This is a genomic window from Vicinamibacterales bacterium (assembly GCA_041659285.1).
GTDB lineage: Bacteria > Acidobacteriota > Vicinamibacteria > Vicinamibacterales > UBA2999 > 12-FULL-67-14b.
Genome location: JBAZYO010000002.1, coordinates 18,029 through 40,078, shown reverse-complemented (window position 1 = coordinate 40,078; position 22,050 = coordinate 18,029). Strand labels below are relative to the sequence as shown.

At 67.2% G+C, this 22,050-nt stretch carries 15 protein-coding genes; 10 read left to right on the top strand and 5 right to left on the bottom strand.

Features of this window, described 5'->3' with window-relative positions; translation table 11 throughout:
- The first annotated feature begins 77 nt into the window (after positions 1-77).
- From WC815_02770 to WC815_02755, 4 genes are all read left to right on the top strand, one after another.
- Positions 78-1,307 carry a hypothetical protein gene (locus WC815_02770; GenBank protein ID MFA5907678.1) on the top strand — a complete coding sequence of 410 codons (1,230 nt, stop codon included), beginning with the start codon at positions 78-80 and terminating at the stop codon, positions 1,305-1,307.
- A 6-nt stretch (positions 1,308-1,313) separates the two neighbouring features.
- Positions 1,314-2,297 carry an NAD(P)H-quinone oxidoreductase gene (locus WC815_02765; protein MFA5907677.1) on the top strand — a complete coding sequence of 328 codons (984 nt, stop codon included), beginning with the start codon at positions 1,314-1,316 and terminating at the stop codon, positions 2,295-2,297.
- 73 nt (positions 2,298-2,370) lie between these two features.
- Entirely contained in the window at positions 2,371-3,504 is a 1,134-nt protein-coding gene (locus tag WC815_02760) for an MFS transporter (GenBank protein MFA5907676.1), read from the top strand.
- On the top strand, positions 3,471-4,454 hold the full coding sequence (locus WC815_02755) for an aldo/keto reductase (GenBank protein ID MFA5907675.1): 984 nt from the start codon (positions 3,471-3,473) through the stop codon (positions 4,452-4,454). The genes WC815_02760 and WC815_02755 overlap by 34 nt, the downstream gene beginning before the upstream one ends.
- A 52-nt stretch (positions 4,455-4,506) precedes the next feature.
- On the opposite strand, the gene WC815_02750 is transcribed toward WC815_02755, so the two are convergent.
- Genes WC815_02750 through WC815_02740 form a run of 3 tightly spaced genes read right to left on the bottom strand, consistent with a single transcriptional unit; the run spans position 4,507 to position 8,182 of the window.
- On the bottom strand, positions 4,507-5,718 hold the full coding sequence (locus WC815_02750; protein MFA5907674.1) for an ABC transporter permease: 1,212 nt from the start codon (positions 5,716-5,718) through the stop codon (positions 4,507-4,509).
- A gap of 3 nt (positions 5,719-5,721) precedes the next feature.
- Entirely contained in the window at positions 5,722-6,486 is a 765-nt protein-coding gene (locus tag WC815_02745) for an ABC transporter ATP-binding protein (GenBank protein MFA5907673.1), read from the bottom strand.
- Positions 6,487-6,502: 16 nt separating this feature from the next.
- Complete coding sequence (locus WC815_02740) at positions 6,503-8,182, bottom strand: efflux RND transporter periplasmic adaptor subunit (GenBank protein MFA5907672.1); 1,680 nt, start codon at positions 8,180-8,182, stop codon at positions 6,503-6,505.
- Positions 8,183-8,335: 153 nt separating this feature from the next.
- On the opposite strand from WC815_02740, the gene WC815_02735 reads away from it, so the two are divergent.
- The 6 genes from WC815_02735 to WC815_02710 all read left to right on the top strand — a co-directional run bounded on the left by WC815_02735 (position 8,336) and on the right by WC815_02710 (position 17,261).
- Positions 8,336-8,692 carry a PadR family transcriptional regulator gene (locus tag WC815_02735; protein ID MFA5907671.1) on the top strand — a complete coding sequence of 119 codons (357 nt, stop codon included), beginning with the start codon at positions 8,336-8,338 and terminating at the stop codon, positions 8,690-8,692.
- Between the two features lie 2 nt (positions 8,693-8,694).
- Positions 8,695-11,346, top strand: a complete 2,652-nt coding sequence (locus WC815_02730) for an ADOP family duplicated permease (protein ID MFA5907670.1) — start codon at positions 8,695-8,697, stop codon at positions 11,344-11,346.
- Positions 11,343-13,253 (top strand): PQQ-binding-like beta-propeller repeat protein, encoded by a 1,911-nt coding sequence (locus WC815_02725; protein MFA5907669.1) that lies wholly within the window; start codon positions 11,343-11,345, stop codon positions 13,251-13,253. The genes WC815_02730 and WC815_02725 overlap by 4 nt, the downstream gene beginning before the upstream one ends.
- Positions 13,254-13,572: 319 nt before the next feature.
- Positions 13,573-13,905: a DUF5615 family PIN-like protein gene (locus WC815_02720; protein MFA5907668.1), complete on the top strand. Its 333-nt coding sequence runs from the start codon at positions 13,573-13,575 to the stop codon at positions 13,903-13,905.
- 337 nt (positions 13,906-14,242) lie between these two features.
- Positions 14,243-14,578, top strand: coding sequence for a PadR family transcriptional regulator (locus tag WC815_02715; GenBank protein ID MFA5907667.1), 336 nt, complete (start codon positions 14,243-14,245; stop codon positions 14,576-14,578).
- A gap of 7 nt (positions 14,579-14,585) precedes the next feature.
- Positions 14,586-17,261 carry an ADOP family duplicated permease gene (locus WC815_02710; GenBank protein MFA5907666.1) on the top strand — a complete coding sequence of 892 codons (2,676 nt, stop codon included), beginning with the start codon at positions 14,586-14,588 and terminating at the stop codon, positions 17,259-17,261.
- 74 nt (positions 17,262-17,335) lie between these two features.
- On the opposite strand, the gene metH is transcribed toward WC815_02710, so the two are convergent.
- Both metH and WC815_02700 read right to left on the bottom strand, forming a co-directional pair.
- Positions 17,336-21,028 carry a methionine synthase gene (metH, locus tag WC815_02705; protein ID MFA5907665.1) on the bottom strand — a complete coding sequence of 1,231 codons (3,693 nt, stop codon included), beginning with the start codon at positions 21,026-21,028 and terminating at the stop codon, positions 17,336-17,338.
- Positions 21,025-21,981: a metalloregulator ArsR/SmtB family transcription factor gene (locus WC815_02700; GenBank protein MFA5907664.1), complete on the bottom strand. Its 957-nt coding sequence runs from the start codon at positions 21,979-21,981 to the stop codon at positions 21,025-21,027. The genes metH and WC815_02700 overlap by 4 nt, the downstream gene beginning before the upstream one ends.
- Positions 21,982-22,050: the final 69 nt, after the last annotated feature.

The window sequence follows — 22,050 nt, the reverse complement described above, 5'->3', positions numbered from 1 at the left end:
TTCTCCATGTGCTCGCGGTCTGCGCACTGCTGGGGGTTCCAGCCATGCTGACCGGTCAGGCGCCTCCGTCAGACCCCATGAAGACTGTCGCGGAGCGCTACGTCAAGCTGGTGCTCGCGGTCGGCCAGCACGACGCCGATTACGTGGATGCGTTCTACGGCCCGCCCGAATGGCGCAAGGCGGCGGAAGCGGAGAAGCTGACGCTGGCCGCCATCGACCAGCAGGCCGGGGCGCTCGAGAACGACTTGGCGGCGGTGCCGGCGGCCTCGCCCGTGGCCGGTGACGCCGAACTGTGGGCGCTGCGCCGGCACTACCTGACCCGGCAGATGTCGGCGTTGCGCGCGCGCGTGTCGATGCTGCAGGGCAAGCGCCTGACCTTCGATGAAGAGTCGCAGGCGCTCTACGATGCCGTGGCGCCCACCCGGACCGAAGCGGAGTTTGAAGCCGTGCTCAAGCAACTCGAGGCCCGCCTCCCCGGCGACGGTTCGCTGATCGATCGCTACGACCGCTTCAAGCAGGCGTTCGTCATTCCGGCCGCCCGGGTCGATCGGGTGTTTCGCGAAGCCATCCGCGCCTGCCGCGACCGGACCCAGGCGCACGTTGAGCTGCCGGCGACGGAGCGCTTCACGGTCGAGTACGTCACCGGCAAGTCGTGGAGCGGGTATAACTGGTACCAGGGCGGCTACAAGAGCCTGATCCAGGTGAACACCGACCTGCCGATCTACATCGATCGCGCGGTCGACCTGGCGTGCCACGAGGGCTACCCGGGGCATCACGTCTACAACGTGCTCCTGGAGAAGAACCTGGTTCGCGACCGCGGCTGGATTGAATTCACGGTGTATCCGCTGTTCTCGTCGCAGTCGCTGATTGCCGAGGGCACGGCGAATTTCGGCATCGAAGTGGCGTTCTCGCCGGCGGACCGCGTGGCCTTCGAGCGCGACGTGCTGTTTCCCCTGGCCGGCCTCGACGCCAAGCGGGTGCAGGAGTACTACGACGTGCTGGCGCTGGTGGATCGCCTGTCGTATGCCGGCAACGAGGCGGCACGCCGCTACCTCGACGGCAGCATCGACCGCGCCGGCGCGGCCGCCTGGCTCGAGAAGTACGCGATGTACACGAAGCCGCGCGCCGAGCAGCGCGTCAAGTTCATCGACCAGTACCGCAGCTACGTGATCAACTACAACCTGGGCAAGGACCTGATCCGCGACTACATCGCGAAGAAGTCCGGGCGCCAGCCGACGGCGGCCAGGCAGTGGCGTGAGTTCGCGGCGCTGCTGTCGTCACCCCGGCTGCCATCGGGGCTGAAGTAGGCCGCGATGCGCGCCGTTGAGATCACGAGCTTCGGGCCGCCGGATGTCCTGAGGCTCGGTCAGCGGCCGGACCCGTCGGCCGGGCCGGGTGACGTGCTCATCGACGTGGCGGCGGCCGGTGTCAATCGCCCCGACATCATCCAGCGGCTCGGCAAATACCCGCCTCCACCTGGCGCCTCCGATATTCCGGGCCTCGAAGTGGCCGGCACCGTCATCGCCCTTGGCACCGGCGTCACCGGCTTCGCGATTGGCGACGACGTGTGCGCGCTGGTCGCCGGCGGCGGCTACGCCGAACTGGCGGCCGTGCCGTACGAACAGGTGTTGCCGATGCCGAAGGGCCTGAGCTTCATCGAAGCGGCGGCCATTCCGGAGACCTACTTCACGGTCTGGACCAACGTGTTCCAGCGCGGGCGGCTGCACGAGAGCGAGTCGATCCTGATTCATGGCGGCACCAGCGGCATCGGCACCACCGCGATCCAGTTGTCGCGGGAATTCGCGGCGTGGGTGTTTGCCACCGCCGGCAGCGACGAGAAGTGCGCGGCGTGCCGCGACCTCGGCGCCGACATCGCGATCAACTATCGCACCACCGACTGGGTGGCGGCGCTGAAGGAGGCCACCGGCGACCGCGGCGTGGATCTCATCCTCGACATGGTCGGCGGCGACTACCTGGCCCGCAACGTGGACCTGCTGGCCACCGAGGGCCGCCTGGTCCAGATTGCGTTTCTCAGGAGCCCGAAGGCCGAGGTGGATTTCTCGGTGCTGATGCGCAAGCGCGCGTGGATTACCGGGTCGACCCTGCGTCCACGCTCGCCGGAGGAAAAGGGCGCCATCGCGGCCGAACTGCGGCGGCAGGTGTGGCCGCTGCTCGAGTCGCGCGCGGTGCGGCCGATCATTCACCAGGTGTTTCCGCTGGCACAGGCCGCGGACGCCCACCGGCTCATGGAGGCCGGCACGCACATTGGCAAGCTCGTCCTCGACGTCACAGCCTGAACCGTCCGCCTCCGCTCCTCTCGAACCCCAGGAGCTACGGCGGGACGAGCTCTTCACACCGCGCTTCTTCCTGATGTGCAGCTACAGTTTCACGGTCTTCATGTCCGCGTTCCAGTTGCTGCCGACGGCGCCGTTTCACATCCTCTCGCTCGGCGGGACGGGGAGTGAAGCCGGGCTCTTTCTCGGCTTTCTGACCTACGCCTCCGCGGTGTCGGCGCCGATCACGGGGGCCATCGGCGATCGCTTCGGCAAGCGGCGGGTGCTGATCGTGGCCAGCCTCGCCATCACCGCTTTCTCGCTGCTCTACGCGGTGGCACCGTCCTACCAGGTCATCCTGTCGCTGGTCCTCGTCCACGGCGTGTTCTGGTCGGGGTTGCTGTCGTCCTCCAGCGCCTACGTCATCGACATCGTTCCCCAGTCGCGCCGGGCCGAAGGACTGGGCTATGCCGGTTTCGCCAGCATCCTGGCGGTGGCGATCGCGCCGTGGCTCGGCCTGTGGGTCTTCGACCGCGGCGGATGGACGCTGCTGTGCCTCGAATCGGCGGCGTTGAACCTGATCATGGCCGTTATCGCCTGGCGGCTGCCGCCGGACCGGCGGCGGGAGATGCCGCCGCTGTCGCTGAAGCCATCGGACCTGGTGGAGTGGCGCGTGATCGTCGGCGCCGTCACCCTGTTTCTCTACTCGTTCAGCTACGGCGGCATCACCAGCTTCGTCGCCGTCTATGCCGATACCGTCGGCGTGACTCCCCGGGCGCTGTTCTTCACGATCTTCGCGCTGTCGATCGTGGCCACGCGCCCGTTCATCGGCCGCTATGCCGACCGGGTTGGTCACGCCCGGGTGATCGTGCCGTGCCTCGCGATGATGGTGTTCGGCGTCGTCGTGCTCGCGTTCGCCTCGACCCGGATGACCTTCGCCTTGTCGGCGGTCCTGTTCGGCGTGGGCTTCGGCTCGGCCTATCCGATCTTCGTGGCCCACTTGATGCATCACGTGCCCGACCATCGCCGGGGCGCCACCTTCGGTGCCTTGATTGGCGCCTTCGACACTGGGATCGGCACCGGTTCGATCTCCATGGGCTGGCTGAGCGAGCACTATGGCTTCAGCCGGGCCTTCATGGTGGCGGCCGTGCTCGCGCTGCTCTCGATTCCGTACTTCCTCTTCATGGAGAAACGACAGTGGACTACGTCCGCCTTGGCACCACCGGCCTGAAAGTCTCGCGACTGTGTCTCGGCACCATGACCTACGGCACGCCCACGTGGCGGCCGTGGGTGCTGGACGAGGCGGCCAGCCGCCCGTTTATCAAGCGGGCGCTCGAACTCGGCATCAACTTCTTCGACACCGCCGACATGTACTCGCGCGGCGTGAGCGAGGAGGTGGTGGGCCGCGCCCTCAAGGACTTCGCCCGCCGCGAGGAAGTGGTGCTGGCGACCAAGGTGTTCTATCCCGTGGTCGATCACCAGAACGGCCGCGGCCTGTCGCGCAAGCACATCATGGCGGCCATCGACGGGTCGCTCAAGCGCCTCGGCATGGACTACGTCGATCTCTACCAGATTCATCGCTACGACACCAACACGCCGATCGAAGAAACGCTGGAAGCGCTCCACGACGTCGTCAAAGCGGGGAAGGCCCTCTATATCGGCGCGTCGAGCATGTATGCGTGGCAGTTCGCGAACATGCTGGCCACCCAGCGCCTGCACGGCTGGACGCGGTTCGTGTCGATGCAGAACCACTACAACCTGGTGTATCGCGAGGAAGAGCGCGAGATGTTGCCGCTGTGCCAGGCCGAGGGCATTGGCGTAATTCCGTGGAGCCCGCTGGCGCGTGGCTTTCTGGCCGGCAACCGCAAGCGGGGGACCAGGGATGCGTCGCTGCGCGAACAGCACGACGGTTACGGCCATGGCCTGTACTATGCCGACAGTGACTACGACGTCGCCGAGCGCGTCGTCGAAGTGGCGAAGCGGAAGGGCGTCCTGCCGATCCAGGTGGCGCTCGCCTGGGTGGCGAACCGCCCGGGCGTGACGGCACCGATCATCAGCGCGACCAAGCTCGAGCAGCTTGATCAACTGATCGCCGGACTGCACGTGACCCTGACAGCGGATGAACAGAAGGCCGTGGAAGAGGTCTACACCCCGCACCCGGTGCTCGGCACCGAGCCGTGATCGGGCCCTGGTTCACGATTGAGATCGACATGCCGTCGATCCTGGCGCATCGTTACTCGAAGCGTAGCGCATCGATCGGGTCGAGCGCGGCAGCCTTGCGAGCGGGGTAGAAGCCGAAGAACACCCCGGTGACGGCGGCGAAGACAAACGCGACCGCGACCGCTTCTGGCGACACCTTGGTCGGCCATGACATCCACAGCGTCACGCCCCGCGACAGCCCCAGGCCAAGCCCGATGCCGATGACACCTCCCACCAGGCTGAGCACGATCGCCTCGACCAGGAACTGCATCAGCACATCCCGCCCGCGTGCGCCGATCGCCAGGCGCAGGCCGATCTCACGCGTGCGCTCGGTCACCGACACCAGCATGATGTTCATGATGCCGATGCCGCCGACCAGCAGCGAGACGCCGGCAATGCTCGCCAGCAGCGCCGTCATCGTTTCGGTGGCCTGCACGCGGACGCTGGCCATCTCCTCCATGGTGCGGACCATGAAGTCGTCTTCGTCGACGATCTGGTGGCGCGCGCGCAGCAGCGAGGCAATGCGGTCCGCGGTGGGCGCGGTGTCGGCAGCCGAGGCGGCCGAGACGGTGATGTTCTGCACGTAGGTGATGCCGCGCAGTTTTTTCATCACCGTCGTGTACGGTACATACACCACATCGTCCTGGTCCTGGCCCATGCCCGACTGGCCCTTGCTGGCCATGACGCCGGACACGGTGAACGGCTGGTTGTTGATGCGGATGACCTGGCCGACCGGATCGACGTCGGCGCCAAACAACTGCTCGTGAACGACGGCGCCGAGCACCGCGACCTTGGCGGCCGAGGCCACGTCGGCCGGGCTGAAGAACGCACCGCGGGCCGTGGGCCACGAGCGGATTAGCGGCAGGTCGACGTCGGTGCCCTGGATCTGCGTGCCCCAATTCAGGTTGCCGGCCACGACCTGGCCGCGCGTGTTGACCCCGGGCGCGATGTATTGCACGCCGGTGACCTCGGCAATGGCCTGCGCATCTTCCGGCGTCAGCGTGCTGGCGCTGCCCTGGCCGGTGCGGACGCCTGCTGACATGAAGTTGCCGGCGCTCACCATGATCATGTTGGTGCCCGCCGCCTGGATCTGCGTTTCGATCGACGACTGGGCGCCGCTGCCGAGGGCCACCATGGTGATGACGGCGCCGACGCCGATGATCATGCCCAGCATGGTCAACGCGGTGCGCAGCTTGTTGCGAGCGAGTGCCTTGAGGGCGACGCGGAAGACCATCAGGATGCTCATGGCTTATACCGCCTGCGCTTCGGCCGGGAGGTTGGCGAGTTCGTCGGCGGCCATCCGGCGCGTGGTGACCGCGCGATCGGTCACGACCAGACCGTCGCGGAACGACACGATGCGCGTGCCGTACTCGGCGATGTCGTGTTCGTGCGTGATCAGCACGATCGTGATGCCGCGCTCGATGTTCAGCCGCTGGAACAGCCCCATGACTTCGATGCTGGTCCGCGTATCCAGGTTGCCGGTCGGCTCGTCGGCCAGAACAATCGACGGTTCGTTGACCAGGGCGCGCGCGATGGCGACGCGCTGTTGCTGGCCGCCCGAGAGCTGGTTGGGATGGTGGCTGGCGCGGTCGCCGAGCCCGACGGCCGCCAGCATGTCCTTGGCCCGGCGATGGCGCTCCGACGTCTTGAGCGACGACCTGCCATAGAGCAGCGGCAGTTCGACATTGTCCAGCGCGGACGTCCGCGACAGCAGGTTGAATCCCTGGAACACGAATCCAATGTTCGTGTTGCGCACGGCCGCGAGCTCGTTCTTCGACATCTGTGAGACGTCCTGGCCATCGAGGAAGTACTGACCCGACGTGGGCCTGGCGAGGCAGCCCACAATGTGCATGAAAGTCGACTTGCCGGAGCCGGAGGGGCCCGTGACGGAGAGGAACTCGCCGCGTGGCACGTCCAGGTTGACGCCACGCAGGGCCTTCACCTGGTGCTCTCCGACCACGTAGGTCTTGACCAGGCTTTTCGTGGCGATGATGTTCGTGGTGTTCTCCGGCACGCGGACTCCTTTGGATCTACCTGCCGCCGCCACGACCGCCGGCCCCGCCGGGCGGGCGGCCGCCACGTCCAGCTGGCATCAGTGGATTCGCGGCGCCACCTTGCGTGGGCGTGGCCCTCGTTGCGGTCTGGCCGGTGACACCGGTCACCACTTCCGTGCCCTCGGGCAGGTCTTGCGTCAACAGCTCGGTATTGGTGCCATCGCTGATCCCAAGTCGCAGGTTGACCAGCGTCAACTGTCCCGCGGTGAAGAGCCAGGCGCGGCCTCGCGACTCCACCAGTGGCAGCGGCGCAAACAACGCGTCGATGGTTTGCGCCTGCTGCTTCGGCGCGCTCCCCGGCGCCTTGCTCCGCGGCATCATCGCTTCAAAGGCGGCCGTATCGGTGCCGCGCTCTTTCATCCGGGCCAGAAACTGCGTCCGCTCCCCGGCCGACATCGTCTTGAAGCGTTCGAGCATGCGGCCCTGGACATCTCCGCCGCCACCGCTTCGTCCACCCCGACCGCCAGATCCTTCAGCGGCAGGTGAGTCGGGTGCAGCCGGTACCGCCGGTGGAACACGTGCCGCAGTCGCGCCGGGGCGGCTGGCTTCGGTTGCGGCTGCTGGTGCTTGTGGGCCCTCGCCGCCGGGCATGGGGCGCCCGCCACGGCCGGCGCCGGCGGCCAGCTCCGGCGGCGCCGTCTGGTTCAGCGCCGCAAAGATCTCGGTCGTCGGACGGAAGCGCAGCGCGGCATTGCTGATGCGCAACGCGTTGGTGCGCTTGTTGATCTCGATCTTCACGTTCGCCGTCATACCCGGCTTGAGCTTGAGCTCCTGGTTGGGCACGGTGATGACCGTGCCGTAGGTGGTGACGTTCTGGACCACCACCGGCTGGAGGCGGACCTGCGTAACGGCGCCCTGAAAGTTGTCAGTGGGGTAGGCATCCACGCGGAAGGTCACGTGCTGGCCCGGACGAATGCGGCCGACGTCGGCTTCGTCAATGTTGGCATTGACCTGCATCTCGGTCAGGTCCGCGGCGATCACGAACAGCGTCGGCGCCGACATGCTGGCGGCCACGGTCTGGCCGACATCCACACTCCGCTGGGTGACGATGCCGTCGATGGGCGCCTTGATGACCGTGTGGTCGCGATTCACCTGGGACTGATTCACGGACGCTTCCGCCTGCGTCACCGCCGCGCGCGACTGGGTGACCGACGCTTCCTGGGACGCGACGCCGGCGGTCGCTGAGTCGACCGCGATCTTGGCCGCGTCCAGGTCGCTCTGGGCGATCAGGCTCTTGCTCGCCAACTCGATCGCGCGCGCGTGCTTCTGCCGCGCGTCGGTCAACTGCACCTTGGTGCGATCCAGTTCGCTGTTGGCCCGGGTGAGGTTGGCGCGGGCCTGGCTCAGGTTGGCCTGCACCTGCCGGAGCTGGGCGTCGAACAGCGACGGATCGAGCCTCGCCACGACCTGCCCCTTCTTGACGATGGAATTGAAGTCGGCGCCGAGCCACTCGATGTTGCCCGAGACCTGGCTGCCCACCTGCACCGTCGTGACCGCCTGCACGGTGCCGGTCGCGCCGACGGTGTCGATGATGTCGCCGCGGGTCACGGGCACGGTGTTGACCGCCACCTCGACGCGCGCGCGGGTGAAATACCAGGCTCCGGCTCCGGCTGCAATCACCGCCAGGACCACGAGGACGATGATCGCTCGCTTCATGCCTTGGTTACTCTCGGGGCAGCGCGCCTGTTTACGCCCCAGAGAGCAGAATCCCGGCCAGGAATACTCCTGATCTCGCCAACCTCCTGAACTCCTCATCCCCGGAACAAGCCGTAGACGTCCTACGTCTAAGGCTGTAGAGCGTCTACAGCTATGGCTAAATCCCGCGACGACCAGCGCCTGGAACTGCTCCAGGGCACCCTCGACATGCTGATCCTGCGCACATTGCAGTGGGGCCCCCAGCACGGCCACGGCATTGGCCAGGCCATCCGGGCCCAGTCCGACGACCTGCTCAAGGTCGAAACCGGCTCGCTCTATCCCGCGATGCACCGCCTCGAGAAACGCGGGTGGCTCAAATCGGAATGGGGCGTCAGTGAGGCGAACCAGCGGGCCAAGTACTACCAGTTGACGGCGGCCGGCAAGGCCCAGCTGTCGCGCGAGCGCGACCGCTGGTCGCAGCTGGTGGGCGCGATTGGCCGGATCATGAACCCGGCGGCAGGCAACGAGTAGCCATGCGTCCCAACGATCGCGATCTGGACGACGAGATTCGCGGCCACCTGGCCATCAGCGTGAAGGAGCGGATCGAACGCGGGGAGAATCCGGAGGCCGCGCGTGTCGCAGCGCTCCGCGAATTTGGCTACGTCGCCGCCACCCGCGACTCGATGCGCCGGGTCTGGTACAGCCGCTGGTTCAACATGGCCGAGGCGCTCGCGCAAGATCTGCGGGTGGGGTTGCGCTCGCTGCTGCGCGCCAAGGGCCTGGCCGCCACCGTGGTGGTGACGCTCGCGCTCGGCATCGGCGCCAACGCCGCGATCTTCAGCGTCGTCCGCGGCGTGCTGCTTCGCCCCCTCGCCAATCGCGACGAGGCCCGCCTGGTCTACATCCGCCAGAGCGCGCCCGGTCTCGGCGCCATCAACCTGACGTTCTCGGTGCCGGAGATCGCGGACTTCAAGTCGCGGGTGACGACGATCAGCGCCTTCGGTGACTTTTCCACGATTGCCTTCACGATGATCGGCTTCGGCGAGCCCCGGGTGGTGCAGGCGGGTGTGGTCAGCGGCTCGTTCTTCGAGGTGATGGGCCTGCGGCCCGTGCTCGGCCGGCTGCTCAACTCGGGAGACGATGGCCTCAACGCGGCGGGCGCGGCGGTGCTGACGCACCGCTTCTGGACCAACGCCCTCAACAGCGACCCGGCGGTGATCGGCACGACCATCAGCCTCGGTCCGCGCACCGCCACGGTGGTCGGCGTGCTCGAGCCGTCCGTCCCGTATCCAGCGGATACCGAGATCATCGCCAACGTCGTCACCAGCCCGCATCACCTCGGCGCGACGATGATCACCGGGCGCACGCATCGCATGACGGAACTCTTCGGCCGCCTGGCGCCCGGTGCCACGCTCGAAGCCGCGCGCGCCGAACTGGCGTCGGTGCACGCCGCCATGATCGGCGCGCACCCGGATGCGTATTCGGCGAAGGCCGACATGCGGCTGGGCGTGACGCCGCTCCGCGAGCAGGTCACCGCGCCGGCGCGGACCATCCTGCTTCTGCTGCTGGCCACCTCGGCGGTGGTGTTCGTGATCGCCTGCTCGAACGTCGCCAACCTGATCCTGGCGCGCTCGGTGCGTCGCGAAGGGGAACTGGCCGTGCGCGCCGCGCTCGGCGCCAGCCGCGGGGCGCTGCGACGGACCCTGCTGGCGGAGAGCCTGGTGCTCTGTGGCGCCGGCGCCGTCCTCGGCGTCCTGCTGGCCCGTCCGCTCGTCGCCGTGGTCGCCGGCTACGCCGCGCGCTTCTCGGTGCGCGCGCTCGACGTCACCGTGGATGCCAGCGTGCTCTGGGTCGGTGTCGGTCTGGCGATGGCCGCCGCCGTCGCCCTCGCCTACGTTCCCCGGTTGCCGTCGACCCACGCCGCGACCGGACTGGGGTGGTCCAGCGGCGGCGTGCGAATCACCCCGGCCACGAGCCGCCGCCTGCGGGTGTTCGCGACCGTCCAAATCGCGCTCTCGTTCGTGCTGCTGGCCGGCGCCGGCATGCTGGTGGCCACGCTGATCGCGCTGCAGACGTCGAGCACCGGCATCGACACACGACGCGTGCTCGCGCTTGACGTCCCCGTGGCGGTCGGCGACTTCAGCGCGAAGTCGATCGACTTCTACCAGGAGGTCACGCGCCGCATCGGCGAACTGCCCGGCGTGGAAGGCGTCGCGGTGGGGAGTTTCGTGCCATGGCGGGATGCCGGTAGCTTCGGCCCCGGCATCGCCTTTGCCGTCGAAGGCTACACGCCCGCCGACGGCGAAGAGAACCCGCGGGCGCGATTGCGGATCGTCTCGCCCGGCTTCTTCCCGGTGCTGGGCGTGCCGATGGTGGCCGGCCGCAACTTCACCGAAGCCGATCGCCGCGGCAGCGAGCTCGTCGTGGTGGTCAGCCAAAGCGTCGCCCAGCGCCTGTTTGCGGACGGCAACGCGCTGAATCGGCACATGTGGTGGACCGATCCGTACTTTGGCCCCAAGCCCCAGCCACGACGCATCGTTGGGGTGGTCGCCGACGTCGACGACGAGAACGTCGTGCGGGGGCCGGCGCTGACGATTTATCACCCGTTTCAGCAGATGGGCGTGGCCGGCCGGGTGTTCGTGCACACCTCGGGCGATCCGTACGCCCTGGTGCCGGCGGTGAAGAGGGTGGTGCGCGAGCTGTCGCCGAACCAGCCGGTGGAGCGTGCGGCGACGCTCGAAGACGCGCGGGCGGAAGTGCTGGCGCCGGATCGCCTGAACGCGTTCGTGGTCTCCGGGTTTGCGGCAATGGCGCTGTTGATTGCGGTGGTGGGCGTGGCCGGCGTACTGGCGTTCTCGGTCAGCGCGCGCGTGCGCGAGTTCGGTGTCCGCTTGGCGATTGGCTCGACACCGCGAAGCCTGCTGGTGGCGGTGCTCTCTGAAGGGGCGGTGATCGTCGCGATTGGCATTGCCGCCGGTGCCGCGTGCGCCTATGCATTGGCCGGCGTGGCGGTCGGGTATCGGGCGAGCTTCGAACTGCCGGGGGCGCTGCCCATGCTTGGGGCAGCCGCCGTTCTGGCCGGTGCGGCCATCCTGGCGTCGCTCATGCCCGCGGCGCGCGCGTCGCGGGTGGACGTGTTGCAGGCGCTGCGGTCGGAATATGAAATAGAGGAAGTGTTGAGATGAGCAAACAGATCCCCGACCCCTTTTCTTTCCGGCTCTGGCCCGGCGTCACGCTGGCGGCCCTTGCGCTGCTGTTCCGATTCGGATTGCCGATTGGCATACCTGACACGCCGATCTTCGGCATGGAGTCGGGTGTGGCCGGCCTGCTCGGCTCAGTGATCGCGACGCTGGGAATCATCCTGTGGTGGCTGTTCTTCAGCCGGGCGCCATGGTCTGAGCGATTAGGCGCGCTGGCGGTGATGATCGTCGCGGTCGTCGCCACACGGGCCGTCGCGCACGACTCGATCACCGGCGCCGGCCAGGGCTATCTGCTCTACGTGATGGGGATTCAGGTGATGGCCCTGGCGTTGGTGCTGTGGGCGGTTGCCAGTCGCGGCCTGTCAGCCGGCGCGCGGCGCGTCTCGATGGCCGCGACGATTCTCATCGCGTGCGGACTGTTCGCGATCATCCGGACCGACGGCGTCAGCAGCAACCTCCTGGGCTCCGATTACCGCTGGCGATGGACGCCGACGGCCGAGGAGCTGCTGCTTGCGAAGGCCGCGACTGAGCCCGAACGCGTCGTGCCTCCGCCGGCGGCGATCGAGAGTCCGCAGGAAGCGCCTGCGCCGGTACCAGTTGAAGTGCCGGCCGCGCCTGCCGGTGCGAAGCCCGAAGCCGCTGCGGTGCCATCGAGCGAGGCGGTTGCGACAGGGCCGGCCATGAGCGAGGGAGGCGCCGCGCGTGAGCGCGACGCCTCCCGAGTCGAATGGCCGGGCTTCCGCGGATCCGCGCGCGACAGCGTCATCCGCGGCGTCCGCATCAACGCCGACTGGTCTGCCTCGCCGCCGGTACAGGTCTGGCGGCGACCGGTCGGCCCCGGCTGGTCATCCTTCGCGGTGCACGGCGACCTGATCTACACGCAAGAGCAGCGCGGCAGCGACGAGATGGTCGCGGCCTACCGGCTGTCGACCGGCGAGCCGGTGTGGCGGCACAGCGACCCGGTTCGGTTCTATGAATCCAATGGCGGCGCCGGCCCGCGCGCGACGCCGACCATCGACCACGGTCGAGTCTTTACCCATGGCGCGACCGGCATCGTGAATGCGTTCGACGCCCGCACCGGCAAGGGGCTGTGGTCACACGACTCATCTGCCGACAGCGGCGTGCCGGTTCCCGGGTGGGGCTTTTCGAGTTCGCCGCTGGTGATCGACGACAAGGTCATCGTCGCGGCTTCGGGTGCGTTGATCGCGTACGACGCCGCCACGGGCGAACGGCGCTGGTTGATGACGTCGCGCGGTGGCAGCTACAGCTCGCCGCACCTGCTGACGATCGACGGGGTCGACCAGGTCGTGCTGATGGGCGGCCAGGGCACCACCAGTGTTGCCGTCGCCGATGGCACGGTGCTGTGGGCCAACGCCTGGGCCGGCGCGCCGATGGTGCAGCCGGCGCTGTTGGCGGGCGGCGACCTCGTGATCACCAGTGCTGACGCGATGGGCGGGCTTGGCGTCCGCCGCCTCGGGCTGGTGCACGCCGCCAGTGGCTGGACCGTGACCGAGCGTTGGACGTCGCGCGGGCTGAAGCCGTACTTCAACGACTACGTCGTTCACAAGGGACACGCCTACGGCTTCGACGGCAACATCCTCTCGTCGGTCAACCTCGAGAACGGCGAACGAGCCTGGAAGGGGGGACGCTACGGCAACGGCCAGATGCTTCTGCTGGCCGACCAGGACCTGCTACTAATCACCTCGGAAGAGGGTGAGCTGGTGCTGGTTTCGGCGGCGCCGGACAAGTTCACCGAGGTCGCGCGGGTCCCGGCGCTGAACGCCAAGACCTGGAACCACCCGGTGCTGGTCGGTGATGTCCTGCTGGTGCGCAACGGCGAAGAGATGGTGGCGTTCCGCCTGTCGTTGGTGAAGAACGCCACCGAATACTAGCCACAGAGAGCTCGGAGGACACAGGGACGTTCAACTAGAAATACGATGGTCGCCCAATTTCGTTGAACTTAGTCCGGCGGTATACTCGGCAGCAGGAGCTGCCGGATGTCAAACACGCCATCGCGCGCCGTCATTCACAGTCATCCAGATATCCTGAGCGGGACCCCTGTGTTTGTCGGAACCAGAGTTCCTGCCCAGTCGCTCTTCGACTATCTGGAGGCAGGCGACACGTTAGACGAGTTCCTTCGGCAGTTCCCGTCAGTTAGCCGCGAACAGGCCGTCGCCGCGCTGGAACTCGCAAGGGAAAGCGTCCTAACCAGTGCGCGTCCTGCTTGATGAGAATCTTCCGCACGACCTGATCGCCACTCTGGTCGGTCACGAAGTCATGACCGTTCAGGGGCTCGGCTGGGCGGGCACGTTGAATGGTGAGTTGCTGAAGCGTGCCGCCGGGGTTGCGGACGCCTTCGTGACGATGGATCGAAAGCTCGAGCGGCAGCACGATCTGACTAATCTCACATTCGGGATTGTGATCATTGCGGCTCGTTCAAACAAGATGCAGGACCTGCTGCCCCTTGTTGATGCCCTTCAGGGGGCCTTGGCAACCATCAAACCGGGTGTCGTCGCGAGGATTGGCGAGCAGCTCCGTTCCTAGAGAACGCCCGAGCAACGAATCCGGGGCTAGCCCGGCCTAACGAAGTAGCCCACAACGCGCCAGCCGCGATCGCCGTCCAGCATCAGGGTCACCGTTTCCACTGCCGGACTCTTCTCGAAGGCGGTTGTGAAGCGAACAACAACATATTGCGCCGGCTGGCGCACCGGGCAGCTGGTCTGTTGCTTCTTTGGATGCAAGCGTGCGGGAGGCGACGCTACCGAAGGGACGCCCGACTGTCTCTGCAGAAAGACGCAACTAACCCTCAGTCCCTGATGGGAGTTGCTTTCGATCCCGGCCCGGGCTTAGACTCCCATCGCTGACTGATGGGAGAAAAGTCGTGGGACTGACCAACACACCCGATCTGCTGCCGGGCACGCTCGACTTGCTGATCCTGCGGGCGATTGCCCATGGCCCTCACCATGGCTACGGTATTGCCGACCGGATTCGCGTGGCTTCCGACGACGTCCTTCTGGTTGGTGAGAGCGCGCTCTATCCGGCATTGCAGCGGCTGCTCGCCGGCGGCTACGCCAAGGCGGAGTGGGGCAGTTCCGACAATAACCGGCGGGCGCGGTTCTATACCATCACTCCGGCCGGCCGGAAGCGGCTGCTGGCCGAGCGCACAGCCTACGACCGGATGGCGGCGGCGATCACGCGCGTCATGCAGATGACCTGAGGATGCGATGAGATTCCTCCGCCACATCGCTCGATGGTTTGCCCTCGGCCGCTTGGATGCGGAGCTCGCCGAAGAGCTCGAGCACCATCGCGCCTTGACCAAGGCCCGGTTCGAAGCGGACGGCATGGCGGCCGCCGAAGCCGAGCATGCGAGCCAGCGTGCAATGGGCAACGTCACGCTGGCGCGCGAGGACGCGCGTGATGTCTGGGTGGTCCGCTGGGCCGACCAGCTGTGGCGCGATGTTACCTGTGGCGCGCGCGGGCTGCGTCACGAGCCCGTACTCGCATTCGCCGCAATCCTGACGCTCGCCATCGGCATCGCCACCACCACCACAGCTTTCAGCGTCGCCGACGCCGAGCTGTGGCGGCCGCTGCCGTTTCCCGACTCGGAAAACCTGACGTCCATCACCTGGCGCCCATCAGGCACACGGCAGTCGGTGGCCGGTATCTCCGGCCCGGATCTGATCGACTGGCGTGGCGCCGCCGACGGATTGGCGGAGATCGCCAGGGGCGGCAGCCAGTTGCGGCAGGTGCTGCAACTGAAGACGGCCGAGTCGGTGGCAGTCTTACCGGTCACGGCAAACTTCTTCACCACGTTGAGGCGCGGGGCAATCGAGGGGCGCACCTTCAACAGCGACGACCCGGCGGGCGAGCAATTGGCGGTAGTCACCGATCGCGCCCTGGCGCGTTTGTTCGGTGGGGATCTGGCAACGATCGGCCGAACGGTAATGGTGGATGACGTTGCGACGACCATCATCGGTGTGGTGGCCGCCGACGCTGCCCTCGGTCAGGATCCCGACCTGTACGTCCCGCTCGATGAACGCTCTGCCCCTTTTCTCGACCGCACGCAGCCGCTTGGCTACACGGCGATCGCGCGGCTGGCACCTGGTGTCAGCCGCGATCAACTGCGAGCGGCCCTCCAAACGCTCGCCGACCGCACGGCCGAGACACCCATTCCTGGCCGCGACGGGCTGCGGATCGAGATCACCGATCTGCGCGACGAATTCAGTGGCCACAACTGGCGTCCGCTCTACTTCTTCGCCGGCGCTTCGCTGATCGTGCTGTTGCTGTGCGCGGCGAATGTCGCCGCGCTGCTGGTGTCTCGGGCCATGCGGCGGAGCCGCGAGTTTGCCCTGCGAGGAGCGCTGGGCGGAGGAACAGGGGCACTGACCCGTCAGCTGCTGGTCGAAGGCGCATTGCTGGCCGTGCCTGGCGGTCTGCTTGGCGTACTCCTGACCTTCTGGTTGCTTCGCTTGCTGCTACCCTTGCTACCGTCGGATTCGTTCGGGCGGATCCATGAGATTCCCGTCGATCTTCGCGTCTGCGTCTTCTCGATTGCTGCCACGGCAGTGTCGACCTTGATCTTTGCCCTTGTGCCTCTGCCGCTCGCGCGACGCGTGGCGGCGGCCGCGGCCCTCAGAGAAGGCGGGCGCTCCGGCGCTTCTCGTGCCGACGGGCTGGTGCGCAACGTGCTGCTGACGCTGCAGATTAGCCTCACCGTTGTCTTGCTGGCCGGGGCGGCAATTTTCCTCAAGAGCTTCGTCGCGCTAACCCGAATGCCGCTTGGCTTCGAACCCACCAACGTGGCGGTGCTGCGCGTCACGCTCAGCGGGCCGCGATACGAGTCGACCGATGCGTGGCGGGGATTTGCCGATCGGATCGAGCAGCAGGTGCGGCAGGTGCCTGGCGTGAGGTCGGTGGCGCTGGCGACCAGTTCGCCGCTCGCGAGCGGGGCCGTGGCATATGTCGCGCACAGCGACCGCCCCGCGCCCCCGCCCGGAGAAGACACGCGAGTCATTTTCCGCGCCGTCACTCCTCAGTACTTCAGTGCCCTTGGCATTGGCATCAGGCGCGGCCGCGCATTTTCCGCTGCCGACGCGCCAGGCGCGCACCGTGTGGCGATTGTCGACGAAACCTTGGCGGTCGGATTGTTTGGGGAAGGGGTAGATCCCGTCGGCAAGGTGCTCGATCTGCTGCCGCGCGGACGCTCAACCTGGGTCACGCCCCCCGGTCCGCTGCAGATCGTTGGGTTGATCGACGACCCGAAGGAAGTGGGATTCAACGAGGTGCCCTTCGCGGGTCTCTACGTGCCGCTGGCACAGATGCCGGCCTCGCGCCTCGAGGTGATCGTGCGAATGGACATGGCGCCGGCAACCGCGCTTTCGGCGCTACGGGCCAGTGCCGCCGAGACGGACCCGGCCATTCCGATCACCAGCGCATCGACGTTGGAGACAAGGGTCGATCGGGCCTTGCAGGGCGATCGATTCAATTTATTGCTGGTTGCGAGTTTCGCGATCATCGCGCTGGTGCTGGCGGCGATCGGTGTCTACGCCACCACCGCCTACAACATCCAGACTCGCACGCGCGAGTTCGGGATCAGGCTCGCGTTAGGGGCCCTGCCCAGCTCGTTGGTCAAGGCCGCAATCTGGAGCAGCGGACGGCTGGCGCTGGTCGGCGCCCTCGCCGGCCTTGTCGCTACCCTCGCGCTCGCGCGCGTGCTGGGCACCGCCCTTTACCTTGTGCCAGGCGAACATAACGGGCTGCTCTACGGCGTCACCACGACGGACCCGGCAATGCTTGCCGCGGCACTCGTCGGCGTACTAATCACTACGCTCGTCGCTGCGGCCATCCCGACGCGCCAACTCGCGCGCGTTGATCCGGTATCGGCGCTTAGAGCCGAGTGAGTTAGAGCTCCGGGTGATGACGAAACATCGCCCGGCCTGCGCCGCATTCTCGGTGTCCTCTATGTCCTCGGTGGCTAGGCACTTACGAGTGACGGATCATAGGCGAGTACTGGCCGCAGCCAGCGCTCGGCCTCGCTGACCTCCATGCCTTTGCGCTTCGCGTAGTCGGCGACCTGATCCGCGCCAATCCGCTGGATGGCGAAGTACTTCGACTGCGGATGCGAGAAGTACAGGCCGCTGACCGATGCGGCTGGGGTCATGGCAAACGACTCGGTGAGATCGAGGCCGACGGCACGGGCGCCGAGCAGGTCGAACAGCCGCGCCTTCTCGCTGTGGTCCGGGCAGGCGGGATAGCCGAACGCCGGACGAATGCCGCGGAAGTTCTCCTCGATCAGGTCGTCGTTCGACAGCTGATCGACGATGCCCCATTCCCGGCGCGCCTGCGCGTGCAGGTATTCCGCGAACGCCTCGGCCAGCCGATCCGCCAGCGCCTTCACCAGGATGGCGGAGTAGTCATCGTGCCCGGCTTCGAACTTCTTGACGAGCTCGTCCACGCCGAGTCCCGCGGTGACCGCGAACGCACCGACGTAGTCGGTGACGCCGCCCCCGAACGGCGCGACGAAATCCGCCAGCGAACGGTTCGGCTTGTCGTCGGCGATCACTTCCTGCTGCCGCAGCATCGGGAAGCGGACGCCGTTCTCGAGCACGATCGTGTCGCCGTCACTGTTGGCCTTCCAGAAGCCGTAGACGCCGCGGGCGCGAATCAGCTTGCCGTCCACGATCTGCTTCAGCAGCGCCTGGCCGTGGCCGTAGAGCTCCGTCGCGGCCTGGCCGATGGTGGCATCGGCCAGAATGGCGGGGAAGCGGCCCTTCAGTTCCCACGCCGCAAAGAAGAACTGCCAGTCGATGAATGGCACCAGGTCCGCCAGCGCCACGTCCACCTTCTTGAGGCCGGTGAACGACGGTGCGGCGACGTCGCTGAAGTCGAGGCGCAGGCGATTGGCGCGCGCCTTCTCGAGCGACAGCGTCGGCCGGTCGCGCCGGCCGGCGTGCTGGTCGCGCAGCTTCGCCTGGTGCGCGCGGTTCGACTGGTCGAACGCCGCCTTCTGATCCGGGCTGATCAGGCTGGCCACCACGTCCACCACGCGTGACGCATCCGGCACGTGCACCGTCGGCTGCGAGTATTCCGGTGCGACTTTCACTGCCGTGTGCTGCGGGCTGGTGGTGGCGCCGCCGATCAGCAGGGGCAGCGTCATCTGCCGCCGCTGCATCTCCGACGCCACGAACACCATCTCGTCGAGCGACGGCGTGATCAGGCCGCTGAGGCCGATGATGTCCACCTTGCGGTCGAGCGCCTCCTGCAGGATCCGGTCGCACGACACCATCACGCCGAGGTCGATCACCTCGTAGTTGTTGCAGCCGAGCACCACCCCGACGATGTTCTTGCCGATGTCGTGGACGTCGCCCTTGACCGTGGCGGTGAGGATGCGGCCGGCGTTGCTGCGCTCGGTGGCGCCGCCGGCGGCCAGACGCTCCGCCTTCTCGGCGGCCATGAACGGCTCGAGGTAGGCGACGGCGCGCTTCATGGCGCGGGCGCTCTTCACCACTTGCGGCAGGAACATCTTGCCGGCGCCGAACAGCTCGCCGACCACCTTCATGCCGTCCATCAGCGGCCCTTCGATGACCAGCAGCGGGCGGCCGTATTTCGCGCGGGCCTCCTCGGCGTCGACCTCGATGAAGTCAACGTTGCCGTGCACCAGGGCATACGACAGGCGCGACTCGACCGGGCCTTCGCGCCACTTCAAGTCGTTCTCACGCTTGGTGCCGGAACCCTTCACCTGCTCGGCAAACGTGACCATGCGCTCGGTGGCATCGGGCCGCCGGTTGAAAATGATGTCTTCGACGTGCTCGAGCAGGTCCTTCGGGATGTCTTCGTAGACGATCAGCTGCCCGGCGTTGACGATGCCCATGTCCATGCCGGCCTTGATGGCGTGGAACAGGAAGGCCGAGTGGATGGCCTCGCGCACCACCCCGTTGCCGCGGAACGAGAACGACAGGTTACTGACGCCGCCGCTGATCTTCACGCCCGGGCAGGCCTGCTTGATCAGGCGCGTCGCCTCGATGAAGTACTTGCCGTAGTCGTTGTGTTCCTCGAGGCCGGTGGCAATGGCCAGGATGTTCGGGTCGAAGATGATGTCGGACGGATCGACGCCGGCCTGCTCGGTGAGGAGCTGGTAGGCGCGGGTGCAGATCGCCAACTTGCGCTCGACGGTGTCGGCCTGGCCCTTCTCGTCGAAGGCCATCACGATCATCGCCGCGCCGTAGCGGCGCACCATTCGGGCTTTCTTCAGGAAGTCGGCTTCGCCTTCCTTGAGGCTGATCGAATTGACGATGGCCTTGCCCTGCACGCACTTGAGGCCGGCCTCGATCACCGACCACTTCGAGCTGTCGATCATGATCGGCAGCCGCGCGATCTCCGGCTCGGTGCCGATGTAGTTGAGGAACTCAGTCATGCACGCTTCCGAATCGAGCATGCCCTCGTCCATGTTGACGTCGATGATGTTGGCGCCGCCGCGGACCTGATCGAGGGCGACCGTCGCCGCGCCGGCCCAGTCGCGCGCCTTCACCAGCCGCTCGAACTTCTTGGAGCCGGTGACGTTGGTGCGCTCGCCGATCATCTGGAAGTTGCTGTCGGGCCGGATGACCAGCGGCTCCAATCCCGACAGGGTCGTGTAGTGCTGGGGTGCTGGGGTGCTGGGGTGCTGAAGTGCGGCAGAGCGGGGTGCCACGCCCTTAACCGCTCGCGCGATGGCGCGAATGTGGTCGGGGGTGGTGCCGCAGCAGCCGCCGATGATGTTGACGAAGCCGCTGTCGGCGAAGTCCTTGACCAGCGCCGCGGTCTCGTCCGGCGTCTCGTCGTAGTGCCCGAAGGCATTCGGCAGCCCGGCGTTGGGGTAACAGCTGACGTGGCCCGGGACCGTGCGCGCGAGGTCGGCCAGGTACGGGCGCATCTGCCGCGCGCCGAGGGCGCAGTTGAGGCCGACGCTGAACGGCTTGGCGTGTTCCACCGAGACGTAGAACGCGTCGAGCGTCTGGCCGGAGAGCGTGCGTCCGCTCAGGTCGGTCAGCGTCGCCGAGATCATGAGCGGCAGCCGCGTGCCGCTTTCCTCGAACGCCTCTGCCACCGCGACCAGCGCGGCCTTGGCGTTGAGCGTGTCGATCTGCGTTTCCACCAGCAGCAGGTGGCTGCCGCCGTCGATCAGGCCGCGCGCCTGCTCCTTGAACGCGTCCTTCATCGCGTCGAAGGTGATGGCGCGGAAGGCTGCGTTGTTGACGTCGGGGGAGATCGACAGCGTCTTGGTGGTGGGGCCGATCGAGCCGGCCACGAACCGCGGCTGGTCCGGCGTCTTCGCCGTCCACTCGTCGGTCACGCGCCGCGCCAGCCGCGCCGCTTCGAGGTTCAGCTCGTACGAGATCGCCTCCAGGCCGTAGTCGGCCTGCGACACGGCCTGCGCGCTGAAGGTGTTGGTCTCGATGATGTCGGCGCCCGCCGCCAGGTATTCGGCGTGGATCTCGGCGACGACGTCGGGCCGGGTCAGCACCAGCACGTCGTTGTTGCCCTTGAGGTCATGCGAGTGCGACGCGAAGCGCTGGCCGCGGAAGTCGGCTTCGGTCAGCTTGCGCCGCTGGACCATGGTGCCCATCGCGCCGTCGAGCACGAGGATGCGTTCCGACAGCAGGCGTTCGAGGGTCTCGAGTGTTGTCATGTCTTCTTCCGGGTCTTCGCTGGCTTGGTGCCAATCGCCAGGAGCACTGCAAAGGGATCGTTAGTGCGCCGCGCGCCGAGCGCGACGCGAATGTCGGTGAAGCCGGCCCGGGTGAGCAGGCCGCTGAGGTGGTCGTCGCTGAACCCGAACCACTGGTCGCCGAGCTTCTCGCGCACCCAGGTCTCGTCGTGCGGGCGCAGGTCGAGGATCACGAGCCGCCCCCCGGGCTTGAGGATGCGCGCCGCTTCGGCCAGCGCCGCGGCGGGCTCGCCGGCGTGGTGCAGCGCCTGCGACAACAGCGCCACGTCCATCGTCCCGTCGTCGATCGGGAGCTTCTCGAGCTCGCCCTTCTTCCAGGTGATGTTGGTCAGGCGCTTGCGCGCGGCCAGTGCCTTGGCGCGGTCGAGCACGCCGGTCGAACGGTCCACGGCCACCACGCGCCGCGCCCACCGCGCGGTTTCCACGGTCAGGTAGCCTTCGCCGCAGCCGAGGTCGGCGACGTCGAGCGGCGGGAGCAGCAGGCCCATGGCCCGCGACCATGCCGCCCAGCTCCGGCCCGGCACCAGTTGGCGGCCGTCGCGCGTGTCGGGGCTGACGTGCTCGAAGTTCTCGCGCCGCAGCCGCAACACTTCCTGCAGCCGCGCTTCGTCGGCCTTGAGCAGCGCGGAGCCGGCGGCGTCGCGAAACTGCGCTTGCAGCACCGGCCACAGCGCCCCTTTCTTCTCGTCGCGCACGGCAGGGGCAAGCCGGTAGAAGGTGTAGGAGCCGTCCCGCTCCTCGGCGACCAGGCCCGCCTCTTTCAGCAGGCCAAGGTGCCGCGAGACGCCGGATTGGGCGAGCCCGAGAATGCCGGTCAGTTCCTTCACGTTGAAACGGTCCTGGTCCAGCACGCGCAGCAGCCGCAGCCGGGCCTCGTCCCCCAGCAGGCGATAGAGCGCGGACGCCTGTTGCATATCCACTAATGTAGATGAATGGATTGATTGGTGCAACTGGTCGGCGTGGGGCCTGGGGCTCGAGGCTTG